This window comes from Pseudoalteromonas sp. c7(2019) (genome assembly GCF_011378625.1).
Lineage (GTDB): Bacteria > Pseudomonadota > Gammaproteobacteria > Enterobacterales > Alteromonadaceae > Pseudoalteromonas > Pseudoalteromonas arctica.
In genome coordinates this window covers 15,957-32,195 of sequence record NZ_WTKS01000013.1, presented here as the reverse complement: position 1 = coordinate 32,195, position 16,239 = coordinate 15,957, and the positions used below count along the sequence as shown (strand labels likewise).

Annotated in this window: 13 protein-coding genes; 9 read left to right on the top strand and 4 right to left on the bottom strand. The window is 40.9% G+C overall.

All coding sequences use genetic code 11. The features are described from left to right. Positions 1-153: 153 nt before the first annotated feature. From GQR38_RS14555 to GQR38_RS14540, 4 genes are all read right to left on the bottom strand, one after another. Positions 154-2,589 carry a TonB-dependent receptor gene (locus GQR38_RS14555; RefSeq protein WP_101217640.1) on the bottom strand — a complete coding sequence of 812 codons (2,436 nt, stop codon included), beginning with the start codon at positions 2,587-2,589 and terminating at the stop codon, positions 154-156. A 205-nt stretch (positions 2,590-2,794) separates the two neighbouring features. Beyond that, complete coding sequence (locus GQR38_RS14550; RefSeq protein ID WP_024589599.1) at positions 2,795-4,534, bottom strand: solute:sodium symporter family transporter; 1,740 nt, start codon at positions 4,532-4,534, stop codon at positions 2,795-2,797. A 102-nt stretch (positions 4,535-4,636) separates the two neighbouring features. Then, positions 4,637-6,697 (bottom strand): alpha-xylosidase, encoded by a 2,061-nt coding sequence (locus tag GQR38_RS14545; protein WP_165722661.1) that lies wholly within the window; start codon positions 6,695-6,697, stop codon positions 4,637-4,639. Between the two features lie 107 nt (positions 6,698-6,804). Further along, a complete protein-coding gene (locus tag GQR38_RS14540) occupies positions 6,805-7,572 on the bottom strand; it encodes a sulfite exporter TauE/SafE family protein (protein WP_024589597.1) in 768 nt (255 codons plus the stop codon). A 180-nt stretch (positions 7,573-7,752) separates the two neighbouring features. Here GQR38_RS14540 and GQR38_RS14535 point away from each other — a divergent pair, with 180 nt between their 5' ends. The 9 genes from GQR38_RS14535 to GQR38_RS14495 all read left to right on the top strand — a co-directional run bounded on the left by GQR38_RS14535 (position 7,753) and on the right by GQR38_RS14495 (position 15,802). Further along, entirely contained in the window at positions 7,753-8,502 is a 750-nt protein-coding gene (locus GQR38_RS14535; RefSeq protein WP_024589596.1) for a GntR family transcriptional regulator, read from the top strand. A 215-nt stretch (positions 8,503-8,717) separates the two neighbouring features. Then, a complete protein-coding gene (locus GQR38_RS14530) occupies positions 8,718-9,680 on the top strand; it encodes an aldo/keto reductase (RefSeq protein WP_024589595.1) in 963 nt (320 codons plus the stop codon). Between the two features lie 9 nt (positions 9,681-9,689). After that, positions 9,690-10,685 carry a TauD/TfdA family dioxygenase gene (locus GQR38_RS14525; protein ID WP_165722659.1) on the top strand — a complete coding sequence of 332 codons (996 nt, stop codon included), beginning with the start codon at positions 9,690-9,692 and terminating at the stop codon, positions 10,683-10,685. Then, positions 10,685-11,689 carry a YeiH family protein gene (locus GQR38_RS14520; protein ID WP_197118323.1) on the top strand — a complete coding sequence of 335 codons (1,005 nt, stop codon included), beginning with the start codon at positions 10,685-10,687 and terminating at the stop codon, positions 11,687-11,689. The genes GQR38_RS14525 and GQR38_RS14520 overlap by 1 nt, the downstream gene beginning before the upstream one ends. A gap of 425 nt (positions 11,690-12,114) precedes the next feature. Further along, positions 12,115-12,324, top strand: coding sequence for a cold-shock protein (locus GQR38_RS14515; protein ID WP_006792548.1), 210 nt, complete (start codon positions 12,115-12,117; stop codon positions 12,322-12,324). A gap of 186 nt (positions 12,325-12,510) precedes the next feature. Next, complete coding sequence (locus tag GQR38_RS14510) at positions 12,511-12,720, top strand: cold-shock protein (RefSeq protein WP_010554515.1); 210 nt, start codon at positions 12,511-12,513, stop codon at positions 12,718-12,720. Positions 12,721-12,951: 231 nt separating this feature from the next. Beyond that, positions 12,952-13,200, top strand: coding sequence for a DUF3297 family protein (locus GQR38_RS14505; protein ID WP_002963088.1), 249 nt, complete (start codon positions 12,952-12,954; stop codon positions 13,198-13,200). Between the two features lie 168 nt (positions 13,201-13,368). Beyond that, positions 13,369-14,274: a homocysteine S-methyltransferase family protein gene (locus tag GQR38_RS14500; RefSeq protein ID WP_165723076.1), complete on the top strand. Its 906-nt coding sequence runs from the start codon at positions 13,369-13,371 to the stop codon at positions 14,272-14,274. Beyond that, positions 14,261-15,802, top strand: coding sequence for a BCCT family transporter (locus GQR38_RS14495; protein ID WP_165723075.1), 1,542 nt, complete (start codon positions 14,261-14,263; stop codon positions 15,800-15,802). The genes GQR38_RS14500 and GQR38_RS14495 overlap by 14 nt, the downstream gene beginning before the upstream one ends. Positions 15,803-16,239: the final 437 nt, after the last annotated feature.

Here is a 16,239-nt window from a genome sequence, read left to right as displayed (position 1 = left end):
CAACCGCTGCACTATAGAAAACAGATGTGACTAATAAAGGTAATTTTGATGAAAGTAAAATGACTAAACTATTACAAAAATAAGTCATAAAAAAAGCGCAACGTGTTAAACGTTGCGCTTCTAAGGGAAATTATTGAGGGGGTTATTTAAATATTAAAAACGTGCTTTAAACGATACCCCAAAGTAGCGCTCTGCATCGCGCGGTATTTGGTAACGGAAGTTATCGCCACTGTAGGTAGTTACGTAGCTTTCGTCGGTTAAGTTTTTAGCAATAAGTGATACTCTAAACGCGTCATCTTTAAACGACAAACCCACACTTGCGTTTAAAATACCGTAATCTGGTAATAAAGCAGCTGGGTTAAATTCACCTACGTTGTCTGGTAGGTCTGAGTATTGCTCATCGGTGTAAATGTATGAGCTGTTTATGTGTACGTTAAAACCATGGTCGGTTTCAATAAAGTAATCAGCCGTTAGTGAGTATTTAAGATCTGGCGAAAATGGTACATCTAAACCTGAGCGGTCAGTACACGAGCCAGCGGCTACCTCTGCCGGACAATTAAACTCGTCAATTTCAGCTTTAATGTAAGCAACACCACCGGTAAGCGTTAGCGACTCTGTTGCAGCCCACATAAAGTCAACTTCAACACCTTGTGTGCTTACATCGCCCGCATTGGTTAAGCGGGTAATACAGGTGCCGTCTGAACAGTCAAAGTTGTTAGCTTGAAAGCCTTCAATTTCGGTTCTGAAAAGAGCCATGTTAAATACAAATTCGCGGCTTGCGTATTTGTAGCCTATTTCATAAGCGTCTGACTCTTCAGGTGCTATTTCGCGGCTGTCGTTATCTGGATTAAAGTTATAATAAATATTAAAACCAGGGCCTTTGTAACCTTGCGAGTAAGTACCGTATACCATTTGGCCATCGCCTAAATCGTATTGCATACCTAGACGACCCGATACGTTGGTTTCTTCGGCTTTGCCTTCATCATCTGTATTAAGTGTTGCTGGGCGCACGCCTACACCGGTGCGGCCATATACATCATTACTTACACGGCGATGCGTGTAAGACACTTCATCGTCGGTGTAACGAATACCAAATAAAACGCGTAAATCTTCAGATAAATCGTAGGTACCATCGGCAAAGGCTGCCCAGTTATTAAATTCTGTGCTCATAAAAGCAGTGGCCGATACAATATCGTTTGCGTTACAGCTAACGCCTAGGCCTTGTGTGTAACCTTCTAAGTCAGCAAGTGCTGTATCAAGCTCAGCGCCCGATAAGTTATTTTGCGCGTAAAAAGCCATTGCGCTATCAAGCTGGCCACCATTATTTTGACAACTTGCATCGCGAGTAAAGTTACGTTGTGAATCCATGTTCCAATAAAATAAGCCGGCAACATAATTAAATGGCCCAGCTAGGTTTGATGTAACTCTAAACTCTTGTGAAAACTGATCCCATTGCTGTGCACCAATATCATGTAACTGAAACGGCGCTCCAAATACCGGCTCGCTGCTGTCGCCAGCAATAGAGGTAAAGTCGCCTTCGCGGTATTCTGTGTTATCCCATGAACGCTGTGCTGTAATTGAAGTATACGTATAGTCGCCAATTGTTTTATCAACTTGCACCGAAAATGCGCTATGTTCGTCAATTGTGCGCGACTCGTAGTCATGGTCAACTTTGCGCTGGTCGAGGTCAATATCGGCTACACCATCCACAATGCCGTTACTGTTTGGCGCTGCTTTTGAATCAGGATTACGGCCACTTGGCAGGGCTTCTAAATCGGCACAACAGTCGTCATCTGCGTTATAAAACTCAGCTATAAATTTTACGCTTAAGTCGTCCTCTGGCTCATATTTAAATACAGCACGTGCACCTTCGCGGTCATAACCGTTTACTTTTTCGTTGTTGTAAACGTTATCAATGTAACCGTCAAACTTGCCTTTAAATACCGTTAAGCTAGCGGCTAAATCGTCGGTTAAACCGCCGCTTATAACACCTTTAAAACGGTATTCGTTATCTTGATAAAACGAGGTTTCTACGCTGCCGGTTGTGTCGTACGACGGATCTTTAGTGGTAATATTTACCACACCTGCTGAGGCGTTTTTGCCAAATAACGTACCTTGTGGCCCGCGTAATACCTCAATGCGGTCTACGTCGTATAAATCGGCAAATGCTTGACCCGAGCGGCCAAGTACCACGCCATCAACAACAGTTGCCACACTTGGTTCGGCAGCAATACTAAATGAAATAGTACCAATACCGCGCACTGTTAGCGCTGAGTTACGTGTTGTGGTGCCTTTTCTAAAGCTAACCGAAGGAACAAGTGACTGTAAGCCTTCCATGTTATTAGCAAAAGCTGAATTAATTTGATCGCTATTAAGCACCGATACCGCAACAGGTACTTCGTTTAAACTTTGCGTTCTTTTTTGTGAAGTAACGACTATTTTTTCAAATGTATCGTTTTTAGCTGTTTCTGTTTTTTGTTGTTCTTGTTCGGTTTGCTCTTGCTGTGCATGTACCTGCGCGCTAAGCGCTAAACCGGTTGTCATTGCTAACGTGACTGCCAAGCTTAAGACGGACTTTTTAGCTCTCATGTCATTCTCCATATTGTGCGTGTGCTGTGTGGTACCGCGCTAGCAATTGTGTGAGTTGCTAAAAAGCGGTGTCAGTGTGTGATGCTTTCCTTAAAGCTCTTATATCTTATATAAGAGCTTTAAATTTAAACAAACTATCTTACTAATGCAAACATTATGTGAATTAAATGTGATTTAAGTTTGGTATACAGAATATAGCCGCACGTTATGCGGCGTTTTTAGCCCCAATACGCGCCAAGCTATTTTCGTAACGAACCTGCCAACGACGTACACTCCACCAGCTAAGCACTAAAACAGTAGACCAAACAGCAACTAAACTTGGTACAAAGTACACACTGGTTCCACCCACTAATCCGAGCGGCGAAAACAATATATACAAGCTAACAATCAAGCCTACTAATACAATTGCGCAAGGTAATGCGTATTTCCAAGGATTAAGGTCTACCTCGGCTTTGCGTGTAAATTGCCATGGTGTTTTAAGTGGTTTGTAGTAACCAATACCCAGCATTATTGCCAATTCAATTAAGAACAAAATGGCGTAAATATGAATAAAGTTAATGTCTACATCCCATACAAATTTAAGCAAGGTGTAGGCAATAATATGGAATATAATCGCGACTTTAGCGCCCAGTGCAGGCACTTTTCGAGTAAATAAACCAACCAATACAATTGTGATGACCGGAATGTTGTAGAAACCTGTAAACACACGAATAATGTGCCATAAACCTTCAGGCGCAAACATCAATAATGGCGCAGTTATAAACGACAATATGGCAATAACAATACTGGTAATTTTGGCTACTTTTATAAGTTGGCCGTCTGTTACTTTATTTTTTTTCATTGGCTTATAAACGTCTAAGCAAAATAAGGTCGCCGCGCTATTGAGCAATGAATTAAATGAGCTAAATACAGCACCTAGCAATACGGCCAAAAAGAAGCCAGATAAATACTGTGGAAGTACTTCTTTTACCAAATGTGGGTAAGCTAAATCGATAGTTGGCAGGCTTTCGTGTTTATAAAGATGGTAAGCAATAACGCCTGGGATCATCATCATAAACGGTACTAGCACTTTAAAGTACCCTGAAAACAACACCCCTTTTTGACCTTCAACTAAGTTTTTAGCGCCCAATGTACGCTGGATCACATACTGATTAGTGCCCCAATAAAACAAATTAGCTAAGATCATCCCTGTAAAAATAGTGCCAAATGGCACGGGATCATCGCTACTACCAATAGCATTGAGCTTTTCTGTGTCGGTGTTTACTAGGGTGCTTAACCCTTCTGAAAAACTACCATCACCCAATGCAATTAAGCCCAGTGTTGGCACTAAAATACCAATAATTAATAACCCAACACCGTTAATGGTATCTGATACCGCAACCGCCTTTAAACCACCAAATACAGCATAAATAGCCCCAACTGAACCCACTGTAATAATGGTCACAATTAGGCTTGCTTGGTAGCTCATATTTAATAAGGTGGGTACATCAAAAAGTCTAAGTACGGCAATTGATCCTGAGTACAAAACAGAAGGGATCGTTATAAAACAATACCCTACCATAAATAAGATCACCGTCATGCGTCGTACGGTATCGTCAAAACGATCCCGTAAAAATTCAGGTAAGGTAGAAAACGCGCCCGCTAAATAACGAGGCAAAAAGATCAACGCCATAATAATGGTTGAGATCCCTGCGGTTACTTCCCACGCCATTGAGCTTAGGTTGTAACCATAAGCTGAGCCATTAAGGCCAATTAGTTGCTCGGCCGATAAGTTAGTGAGGATCATCGACCCTGCTATAAATGTACCTGTTAACCCACGACCCGCTAAAAAGTAGCCATCTTGGGTGTTAACTTCCCCTTTGGTTTTTTGGTACGAGATATATCCCACCAGCGCCATAAACGCCAAGCACGATAGCAGTGTCATGGTAATGTTCATACCTTCCATCTTGCGCCCCTTTTAGCTTACTTTACTCGGTAAAAAGTAAGCTAATATCTTTATTATTGTGTGTTGTATATGTGTTGTGTGTGTTTTTTATTAAGCCGAGTTTTATTTAGGCCATGCTGTTAATTGGCTCATGTCTTGTTCTGTGTGTTGAACCTCTGGGCCAAGCATTAGGCTGTCGCCTTCGCGTACAAATACTGCCATTTCTTCAAGTGCGAGTGTGTGCTCGTAGTACTTACTCCCTTCGTAAACTTGTTTATCGGGGAAGCGAATCCAATTGCCTTGCGGTAAATAAAACTTAACTTTACCATTTGGTACTACACACGGCACAACCAGTAATTTTTCACCGCACATAAATTGCTGATCAAAACTATGTGCCAGTACATCATCAGGAAATGCCAATACCATGGCACGCTGAATCGGCAAGCCTGTTTGCTGCGCTTGCTCTGCACATGTTTGTAAGTACGGAATTAACTGGTAGCGTAATTTAAGTGCTGCAAATACCGCATCACTTGCTTGCTCGGTGTAAGACCACGGTTCGCGAGGACCAATACCGTGTAAGCGCATATGTGCGCTAAATACCGACGCTTGTGCCCAGCGCACGTAAAGTTCTGCGTCGCGGGTGTCTTTGTAAAAACCACCAATGTCGGTTGCAAAAAATGGCCCACCCGACATACCCCACGCTAAACTGCCACGAATGCTTGCCGCTAAACCCTGCCAATCGGCTTGCGGATCGCCGCCCCACTGTGCAGGAAAGCGTTGGCTGCCCGTCCATGCTGAACGGCTAAACAAAAATGGCCCAGTTTTACAGTATTTTTCGGCGGCCTCAAAAACGCAGCGGTTGTACAACATGCTGTAAACGTTGTGCAGCCTAATACCGCTATCACCACTGTGAGATATCATATTGTCGTCTTCTAGCTGCTCGCCAAAATCCGCTTTTATCATATCTACGCCAAGCTCAAACAAAGGCTTATGCGATTCGAGCCAATATTCGTAAGCATCAGGGTGCGTAAAATCTAAAATACCCGATTCTGGCAGTGGCGTAAGTACTTCGCCAAATGGGCTTAAATCCCACTCGTACTGATACGCTTTGCCTGTGCGTTTGTCTTTTATTAGCCAACCGTTTTCGGCCGCTTTAGCAAATAATGGGTTATTTACCGAGATCATCGGGTATTCCCACACACAAATTTTAAAATCCATCGCTTTTAATTCATCAAGCACAGGTTTTGGGTCGGCGTAGCGTGTTGGGTCCCATTCAAATGCAAAGCGGGTGTCGGTGTCTTGCCATGCACGGCCATCAAGAGTAATTACGTCGCACGGCATATTTTTAGCGCGCACTTCGCGGGCAACACTAAGTAATTCGTCAGCATCTTTGTAATACGCTTTTGATAAAATAACACCAAAGCTCCACTGCGGTGGCACCGGTGCAAAACCTGTTAGCTCGCAGTAACGGTTGATGCTTTGGGCAGGTGTTTGTTCTTGATATAAAAATACATCTAGCGCGTCATCTTCAACTAAACATACATATGCACGTTGCGACCAAAGTGCATAACCTACGCCATGAGTTACCGGTGCGGGTGTATGTACAAATAAATTCCAGCCTTCTGGGCTCCATGCATACGGGGTATTTTTATAAGACTTTTCGGCGTTAACACCTAGCGCATCGTGGTTGTATGAACGAATAAGTTGGCCGCGTTTATCAAGCTTGCCCCATTTTTCGCCAAGACCATACACGGCTTCGTCGTAGTTAAGCTCTAGGCTTAATATCCAGCCGTTATCGGTTTTAGCTAGTGGCGGTAAACGGTGCTGGCGTACAAAGTGACCATCAGTTGCTGATTGCTGTACTAGCTCATCGTTTTTATAAAGTTTGAAATGAAAAGGGTCGCTGTAAAATTCTAGGCGGTATTCGCCACCACTTACGCTGTAATCATTATTGTTTTTGCTAAGTGTGAGGGGGTATTCTGATGGGGTTGTGGTTAATATTTTAAATTGCTCGTCATGCGTGGTGCCTGCATTTAAACGTAAGCCAAACTGGCTAATCGTTACGCTAATATCACCAAACTGAGTGGGCAAAACCAGCACATTACCTTGTAACTTTGGCTGTGCGGTTAAGCGTGCTGGCTCTATTGCGTTCCAGTCTGGCTCACGTAATTCAAATGCATTCATGGGAGTTCCTTAACCAATCATTAGTCTTGTATAAGACACAAGTTAAATAATTGTAATCCCCATGTCAACGTAAATAAACTCAAGATGAATTATTTACATCGCGATTTTTAAAATATCCCCGGCGCCGATGTTGCCACCAGCGATATACCACTTAGGCCAAGCAATGCAATTGCTATAATACGTACCCATTTAGCGTCAACGTAGGGCGTTAATTTACGAGCAAAATGCGTAACTAGCAACACTAAAGGAATAGCCGCTGCAATTAAAAACATAATGTCGAGCCCAGGCAAAGTACCAAATAAAGCGATACCTACACGTACTAGTCCACCAATAGTAAATACCGCTAATAACGTACTGCGAATAGCTTCAATAGACCAACTTTGCTTATAACATTGAAACACAAGCGGCGGCCCTGAGGTTGAAAACAACCCACCAAGTAACCCACTTACTCCACCGGCTATTAAAAATGAACGAGGACGACTTTGTTTATTTGTACGCTCGCGGCCAATCAGCATTAAAGCGCAGCAAAGCAAAATGCTTACACCTAAAGCAAAGTTTAAATAGTGTGTTAAATGCGACGACATATATTCAAGTAGTACAAAACCTAACAGCATTAGCGGAATACCGGTATACAACATAAGTTTTAGCTCGGGTACTTTTACCGAACTGCGGTTTTTAACGACCACGGTTGTTGAATTAACTAACCCCAGCAAACTCACTAAAAATGTAGTTGCCGTGAGTGGCAATACATCAAGTAACGTAAAGCTTGCAACCACCAGCAACCCAAAGCCAAACCCGCTAAGAGTTTGCATTACAGTGGCAAGGCTTAGGCACAGCGCCATAAGCAAAATGAGTTCAAAAGAAATACTGAGCACTTTTAATTTCCTAAGGGTGAGCTATTGTAGTGTAACGATTTGTTTTTAGGCATAATGTATATTTTGCGCCTATTAAACATTACAGCAGTAGTTCACGTTTAATTGAGCTAGCGCAAATATGCGTAAAAGGTTTCACCTATGCTATAACTACAGGTGGATTAAATTTAATGGTAAATAATAATGAGTAACTCTATGTTTGATCACAAATTAAGTGGCCCAAGCTTGGCTTTTCAACCACTTTACTTACAAGTGGCTGATTATATTAAACAGCTCATTGTTGAAAGACGTTGGGTACCTGGCGAAGCACTACCAAGCGAATTTCGCCTTGCTGAAGAATTTAACGTAAGCCAAGGTACAGTTCGTAAAGCACTAAACTTATTAACCGACAATAAAATAGTAACTCGTCGTCAAGGCGTTGGTACGTTTGTATCGCAACATACTGCGCAAGATGCCTTATTTAGGTTTTTTCCGTTACAAGCAGACGGTAAAGGTGCCGATTTGCCAAAGGCTGAACTGCTATCGGTTGAGCTTTGTGCAGCGCCAGTTGAAGTAATAGAAGCGTTACAACTCAATAAAAAAGACAAAGTTACCAAGCTTGTTCGTAGGCGTATTCTTGATAACGAATTTTGCATGAGCGAAACTATATACCTACCACAAAGCTACTTTCCTGATATACATCAAAGTAGTGATATTCCGCATACATTGTACCATTACTATCAGACCAAATTTAACCAAACTGTACACAAAACCCAAGACAGTATTAAAGCCGTACTTGCTACAATGGATGATGCCAAAATGCTTGCTATAAAAGCTGGCGATCCACTGCTGTTGGTATCACGCATTACCGAATCAATCGAAGGTAAACGTATTGAATACCGCCAAAGTAAATGCCGTAGCGATCATTACCACTATCAAATTGAACTTGATTAATTAAAAGCGTGTTTAGTGCTAAAAACCCACTTTAGCGCATAATAATTAAATATTTTTTAAAGGCAGCAAACGCTGCCTTTTTGCTGCCTGTAGGTTTTTTAACTGAACCATTTACTGCTTTGCTGTTAACACAGTATTGACACTGTTTGATTCGTATAATAACTTATGTCTTATACAAGACCTAAGTCATTATGCATTTTTAACAGGAATTCCCAATGAGTTCATTAAATAATATCCCTCCAGTAGGGTTCGGTTTATGGAAAGTCGCGCAAGAAGATTGTGCACAAACGGTATACCAAGCCATTAAGGCAGGTTACCGCCATCTTGATTGCGCATCAGACTACGGTAACGAAGAACAAGTAGGCGATGGCATCGCCCAAGCAATAAACGATGGCTTATGTACCCGTGAAGAATTATGGGTAACATCAAAACTGTGGAATACCTTTCATGCACCAGAGCATGTTGGCCTCGCGATTGATAAAACACTGAGTGATTTAAAGCTAGATTACCTAGACTTATACCTAATTCATTTTCCGATTGCGCAAACATTTGTGCCAATAGAAACCCGCTATCCACCAGAGTGGTTTGTTGACCCTACAGCGCAAAACCCACAAATGGAGCTTGCAAAAGTACCACTGTATTTAACGTGGCAAGCAATGGAAGAACAAGTACACAACAACAAAGCAAAACGCATTGGGATATGTAATTACTCAAGCGCACTGCTTCACGACTTAATGACCTACGCAAATATCAAACCCGCTATGTTGCAAATTGAGTCGCACCCTTATTTAACGCAAGAGCGATTAGTAAGACTCGCAAAGCAGTACGATATTCCGGTTACTGCGTTTTCACCACTGGGTGCGCTTTCATACCTTGAGCTAGAAATGGCTGATAAAACTGAATCAGTTCTTGAGCAAAGCGTTGTTAAAGCGGCCGCACACAATCATGGCAAAACGCCAGCACAAGTAGTTCTTCGCTGGGGCGTGCAACGCGGCACTGCCATTATTCCTAAAACCTCAAAACTTGAACGCATGAAAGAAAATCTCACACTGTTTGATTTTGAATTAACAGAGCAAGAAATGGCGCAAATTTCTGCGCTTAACAGTAATCGCCGATTCAACGACCCTGGGCACTTTTGTGAAGCTGCCTTTAACCGCTTTCACCCAATTTACGATTAGGAACATACAATGTCAGCTACCGAAATTAACTACGCCTCAGTGCCAACTCAATTAACATTCGATGATTCGGTTTTTCCGTGCATTGTTGTTAATAACAATAACGCCAGCACCGTTGAAGAAGCGGTAGCTTTCATTCGCGCAAATAAAAGTGAATTGGCTACAAAACTTCGCAGCTCAGGTGCTGTGTTGTTTCGTGGCTTTCCTGTAAATAGCGCCGAAACATTTGATACTTTTTCAGCCGGGTTTGATTATGACAATTTTACTTATAAAGAGTCACTGTCTAACGCGGTACGTATTAATTTTACCGAACGTGTATTTACAGCTAACGAAGCGCCAAAAGATGTAGAAATATACTTACATCACGAAATGGCGCAAACGCCTATTTCGCCAAGTAAATTATTCTTCTTTTGTAAATCGGCCGCAGAAGAAGGCGGTGCAACACCTCTTTGCCGATCAGATAAATTATTTAGTGCATTAAAAGAATACGACAGCAAGCTTGCCCATGACTTTGAACACAAAGGCCTAAAATATACCACCTATATGCCAGCCGCTGACGACGCAACATCAGGCCAAGGCCGAAGCTGGAAAAGTACGCTAAGTGTAGAAACCAAAGACGAAGCACATAATAAATTAACCGAACTTGGTTACGAGTGGGAATGGCTTGAAGACGGCTCACTAAAAGCCGTTACACCAGTACTGCCTGCTGTAGTAACTCTTGAAAACAACGTACAGGTTTTTTATAACCAACTGATTGCCGCTTACATGGGCTGGAAAGGTGTACGCGATAATCCATCAATTGCCATTACCTTTGGTGATGGTAGTGCGATTCCTAAAGTTGGACTTGATAAAATTGTGGAGCTTTCTAAAGTATTTACCTTTGATCTTGCATGGCAAGACGGTGACGTTGCTTTAGTTGATAACGAAATGGCTATGCATGGTCGTCGCCCTTTTACAGGTGAACGTAAGCGCCAAGTATTAGTAGCACTTACCGCAGCTAAAGCGTAATGCAGCGCTTAAGTAGTAAATTAAGCTGTAAAATATCACCTTTATGGCAAGGTGCCAGCATTGCTGCAATGACTGGCCTTGCCGCCTTATTTTTAAGCGAACATTATGGTGCGCCAGCCATGTTGTTTGCTTTGTTACTGGGTATGGCAGTCTCATTTTTGTATCAAAGCGATAGCCCTTGCGCCAAAGGTATCGATTTTACTGGCACCACGATTTTGCGTGTAGGTATAGTACTGCTAGGCACACGCATTGCGCTGGGAGATTTAGTAACACTGGGTTGGCAAACAGCACTTATGTTAGCGGGCGCCATATTTACCACTATTATTTTAGGTGTAGTGCTAGCGCGCGCATTTGGCTTACAAAAACGCTTTGGTGCACTAACAGGTGGCTCGGTTGCTATTTGTGGAGCGTCTGCTGCGCTGGCTATCTCGTCTATTATGCCAAACAGCGAACATAAAGAGCGCGACACCTTATTAACCGTTATTGGCGTAACAGCTATGTCGACCCTTGCTATGATCCTCTACCCTATTGTGGTTAATTATCTTGAGTTTGACGCCCATAATGCAGGTGTATTCTTAGGTGGCACAATACATGATGTAGCCCAGGTAGTGGGTGCAGGTTATTCGGTATCACCAGAGACAGGCGATATAGCAACTCTAACTAAACTTGTACGTGTTGCCATGCTACTACCTGTTGTACTTATTATGATGGTCGTTATTAATCGCTCAAACAAAGAAAAACACGGAGAATTACCTAAAGTACCTGGCTTTTTAATTGGCTTTGTAATACTCATGATAATAAATAGCTGCTTTTCACTTCCTACAATAGTACTTGAAACCGCTAACGAACTTTCGCAGTTCTTTTTAATTGCGGCTATTTCAGCTATAGGAATGAAAACTAATTTAGGAAAGCTTACCGAAGTAGGTATGAAACCCATTATTTTAATTGTGGCTGAAACACTTTGGATTGCATTATTAATACTTGGATTTGTAATTTGGAGCTAATGAATCAAGTTATTTAAGGTATATATCAAAAAAATCAGTAGGTAATTAGGTCATGTTTTAACCACTTAAAACTTGCATTTTGCCTACTCTAGAACCGCGTGCTAACACAAACATAAAGCATTGATTAAATTAAAATTAACTTAAATTCAGACGCAAAAAAGATCACCTAAATCATGACTGGTTAGTTAAAAAACAAACAAACTAATAAAGCACTTACTCTAAAATAAATTTACAATAGGGCTTGGTATATAGCTCAATTTACTGTTATCCTGCTTGGCATCGGGTTGACAGAAAACCCTATTTATTTGTAAGTACCACGTTGTTTTAGTAATAATCCTTCGCGTTATCCTCAGTTAAATGTATGTTTTCTTCCTGTTAAATTGCCTAATTTAAGGCGCACTTTTATTAATTCTTAGGATACTATTATGTCTAATACTACAACTGGTACAGTTAAATTTTTCAACGAAGCAAAAGGTTTTGGTTTCATCGAGCAAGAATCTGGTCCTGATGTTTTCGCACATTTCAGCGCAATCTCTGGCGACGGTTTCAAAACTCTAGCTGAAGGCCAACGTGTACAGTTTACTGTTACTCAAGGTCAAAAAGGTCCACAAGCTGAAAACATCGTTAGCATCTAATTGCTTTCGTTAAAATGGGTTAGCAATAACCCATTTTGAATACTAGTTTGAAAGAAGTTTTGTTTTATTTGTTAGTACCCCGTTGTTTTAGTAATAATCCTACGCGATATCCTCAAGTTAACTATTTTTTCCGGCTCAATCGCCTCTTTTCAAGCACACTTATATTAATTTTTTAGGATACATATTATGTCTACTACAACTACTGGTTCAGTAAAATGGTTTAACGAAGCAAAAGGTTTTGGTTTTATCGAGCAAGAATCTGGCGCAGACGTGTTCGCACATTTTAGCGCAATCTCTGGCGACGGTTTTAAAACTTTAGCTGAAGGCCAACGTGTACAGTTTACTGTTACTCAAGGTCAAAAAGGCCCACAAGCCGAGAACATTGTTAGCATCTAATTGCTACACAATTTAATGGGTTAGAGATAACCCATTAATATATTTACCTTTATAATTATTTAGTCGAATATCTTCAAAACCTCCTCTGTAAATATTTTCCAAGCGCAATCTCATTTGTATACACAACTCATTAATTAGTACATTTTTAAACACATTTACTACTATCTCTCTTGAGCGAAAGCTTTGTATTGCCTACAATAGCGCATACTTCATTCAATATAGAATATGACCATGAACGACACTACCGCAAAACCTGCTTTACCAGATCGCCTTTCTATTAATCCACGTAGCCCACATCATGTGGAAGAAGTTTTTGAACACGATATTGGTATCACGTTCAACGGCAAAGAGCGTTTTGATGTTGAAGAATACTGCATCAGCGAAGGTTGGATAAAGTTTGCATCTCCAAAAGGCCTTGATCGTCGCGGACAACCACTTTTACTTACAAGAAAAGGCACTGTTGAAGCCTTTTATAAGTAAGCTAATACTACTTACTAAAAAAGCGACACCATATTGGGTAGTCGCTTTTTTTGTGCCCTTTTAATAGGTTGAGCTTTTTTCATGCCCAACCTGATGAAGTTTCATTATGATTTTTTAAAAAATATGTTTGAATAGCGCCATAATATTTAGACATATAGAAGTCCATAAGTGAAAAAGGTAACGATTTTAGATGGCGGCATGGGACGTGAACTTAAGCGCATTGGCGCTCCGTTCTCACAGCCACTTTGGAGTGCACAGGCACTTATAGAAGCTCCTCAATATGTAGCACAAGCTCACCAAGGTTTTATAGATGCTGGCGCCGAAATAATTACGGTTAATAGCTACGCTTGTGTGCCGTTTCATTTAGGTGAAGAACGCTACGAAAGCCAAGGCGCGTTACTCGCAGAGCAAGCTGCCCTTATTGCTAATAAAGCAGCAAATAATGCAAAGCAAAACGTACTGGTTGCAGGATCACTACCACCTGCATTTGGTTCATACCGTCCCGATATATTTGAAAGTGAACGTGCTTTTACTATTTTAAATACCTTATACAATGCACAAAATCTCCATGTAGACCTCTGGCTTGGCGAAACAATATCGAGTATTGAAGAAGCACAAGTAATGGCAAGCGTACTTAAAGGCTCAACTAAGCCATGTTATTACGCATTTACCCTAAGTGACGAAGTAACTGAGCAGGCAACGCTGCGTTCAGGTGAGCTGGTAACCGATGCCATAACCGTACTACTTGAGCAGCAAAACATTGCAGGTATTTTCTTTAATTGCTCTATTCCTGAAGTTATTGAGCAAGCACTGCGTGATACTAATAACGTATTAACTAAGCAAAATAAAAAAGTAACGTTAGGCGCATTTGCTAACAGCTTTACTCCTATTTCAAGTGCTCACAAAGCAAATGAAGCAGTGCAAGACTACCGTGATTTATCTCCTGACGAGTATCTGGAATTTGCAAAACAATGGCATAGCCTTGGCGCTAATATTATTGGTGGTTGCTGCGGAATTAACCCAAGCCATATCGAAGCACTCGTGCAATGGAGAAATTCCATTGAAAAACCTTAACTTTGAGCTGGCTATTCCTGCAATTACATTAGTGATTACCTTATTAGTTATCTCAACTTTATATCCGGAGCAGTCACAATTATTAGCAAGCAACGCCATGCACTTTGTAACAGGCTGGTTTGGTTGGTTAGTAGAACTTGTGAGCTTGGCTTTAGTTGGTTTTTTATTTTGGTTAGCTTTTTCAAAGTACGGATCTATTAGATTAGGTGAAGAAAAAAAAGAGCACTCTAACTTTTCGTACGGCGGTATGATTTTTACCGCAGGTGTAGGTGCTTCTCTTATATATTGGGGAATTGGTGAGCCGATGTATTATTTGCAATCGCCACCACTTTTTGCCGAACCAAATAGCTACGCAGCAGCAGCTTGGTCTGTTACTTATTCTATTTTTCATTGGGGCGTGACTGGCTGGGCCATTTACTGCTTTCCGGCAATCCCGTTTGCGTACGCATTTTATGTACAAAAAAAGCGTACTTTAAAGCTCTCTACCCTTTGTGAACCGGTAGTAGGCAGTAATCCAGTTATCGCTAAAGCAATCGACTTACTGGCAATTTTTGGCACCCTTGCAGCTTTCGCAAGCTCGCTGGCGCTTACCGTATCTTTATTAAGTACTGGTATTTCTGCTTTGTTGGAGATTAAAAATAGCTTATTACTCCAAGGCAGTATTATTTTATTGTTTGTTTTAATGCTCGTTGCGGTAATGCTTGTTGGTTTTAAAAAAGGTATTAGCAAAGTGTCTGACTATACGGTGATAGCTGCAATATGCTTTGCCCTGTTTGTATTACTTGCAGCTGACTCTCAGTTTATTTTAAATAACTTTACTGACTCAATAGGTGTCATGCTCGATAACTTTTTTAGAATGTCGCTTTGGACCGATCCAGTTCAACAGGGCGGCTTTGCGCAATCGTGGACTCAATATTATTGGTTTTGGTATTACGCTTACTTAATTATGATGGGCCTTTTTATTACTCGCATTTCACGTGGGCGTACTATTAAAGAAGTTATTTTGTACACTATTTCGATGGGTTCGCTCGGCTGTGCATTTTTTATATCAATTTTTGGTGGTTATGCAGTATGGGCGCAGTTAGTTGGTGGCTTACCTGTTCAACAATGGATGAGCGAAGGCGGCTTAACGTTTGCTGTAGTGTCACTTATTCAAACTCTACCATCGGGTAATATTGGCTTAGTGTTATTTTTGGTTATTCAGTTTTTTTTAATGCTAACGACTATGTCAAGCGCAAGCGTTGCCACTGCTATGTTAACAACTAATAAGCTAGAGCTAAATGGCGACCCCGATCATAAAGTTAAGCTCCTATGGGCTGGTGCAATTGCACTCATTAGTTTTAGCGTATTTTTATGCGGTGGTGGGATAGATACCATTAAGTCACTCTGCGTTGTAGCTGGCCTGCCAATGATGTTTATTTACATGATTTTAGTAAAGCAATTAATGATGCAACTAAAGGGTGTAAATCAAATAGAAGCGCTTGAGCAGTATGAAAGTATAAATTCTGAAATGGTTAAAGTGAATTAAGCTAAATCTAGATTAATTACAGCATAGGCCTTACAAGATGTATAACTTTGTAAGGCCAATATTTTACTTTTAAATCAAGACAGCTGACCTACCTGTTCTACGACTTGTATATAATTTGAAAGATTTTTCTGCATACGGCAATTACGCTTTCGATTCGCTTCATACAACCCATCTTCTATATGATCTTTTAGGCTTTTTGCAGACGTCACTTGCGCACTTTGACTTGTATAAGTTGTATTAATTTTGGTATTTGGATCACAAATTATATGCATCGATTCTTGGGTTTTATAATTAGTAACTCCATTAAACATAACTGACGGTTCAAAATTATTAAGTTGAAACTCGTTAAATGTTTCGTTTTCCAGTGAAGCCGAAACATTTCTAATCCACAGGTTCTAAAGTAAGAATAGCTTTCAGGATGTCGGGTTAAGTAATAT

Bases quoted from the DNA above. Each gene is read 5' to 3' on its own strand.
- GQR38_RS14505 (WP_002963088.1), top strand. From the start codon at position 12,952: ATGAACGACACTACCGCAAAACCTGCTTTACCAGATCGCCTTTCTATT.
- GQR38_RS14550 (WP_024589599.1), bottom strand. From the start codon at position 4,534: ATGGAAGGTATGAACATTACCATGACACTGCTATCGTGCTTGGCGTTT.
- GQR38_RS14520 (WP_197118323.1), top strand. From the start codon at position 10,685: ATGCAGCGCTTAAGTAGTAAATTAAGCTGTAAAATATCACCTTTATGG.
- GQR38_RS14530 (WP_024589595.1), top strand. From the start codon at position 8,718: ATGAGTTCATTAAATAATATCCCTCCAGTAGGGTTCGGTTTATGGAAA.
- GQR38_RS14555 (WP_101217640.1), bottom strand. From the start codon at position 2,589: ATGAGAGCTAAAAAGTCCGTCTTAAGCTTGGCAGTCACGTTAGCAATG.
- GQR38_RS14535 (WP_024589596.1), top strand. From the start codon at position 7,753: ATGAGTAACTCTATGTTTGATCACAAATTAAGTGGCCCAAGCTTGGCT.
- GQR38_RS14545 (WP_165722661.1), bottom strand. From the start codon at position 6,697: ATGAATGCATTTGAATTACGTGAGCCAGACTGGAACGCAATAGAGCCA.
- GQR38_RS14515 (WP_006792548.1), top strand. From the start codon at position 12,115: ATGTCTAATACTACAACTGGTACAGTTAAATTTTTCAACGAAGCAAAA.
- GQR38_RS14525 (WP_165722659.1), top strand. From the start codon at position 9,690: ATGTCAGCTACCGAAATTAACTACGCCTCAGTGCCAACTCAATTAACA.
- GQR38_RS14510 (WP_010554515.1), top strand. From the start codon at position 12,511: ATGTCTACTACAACTACTGGTTCAGTAAAATGGTTTAACGAAGCAAAA.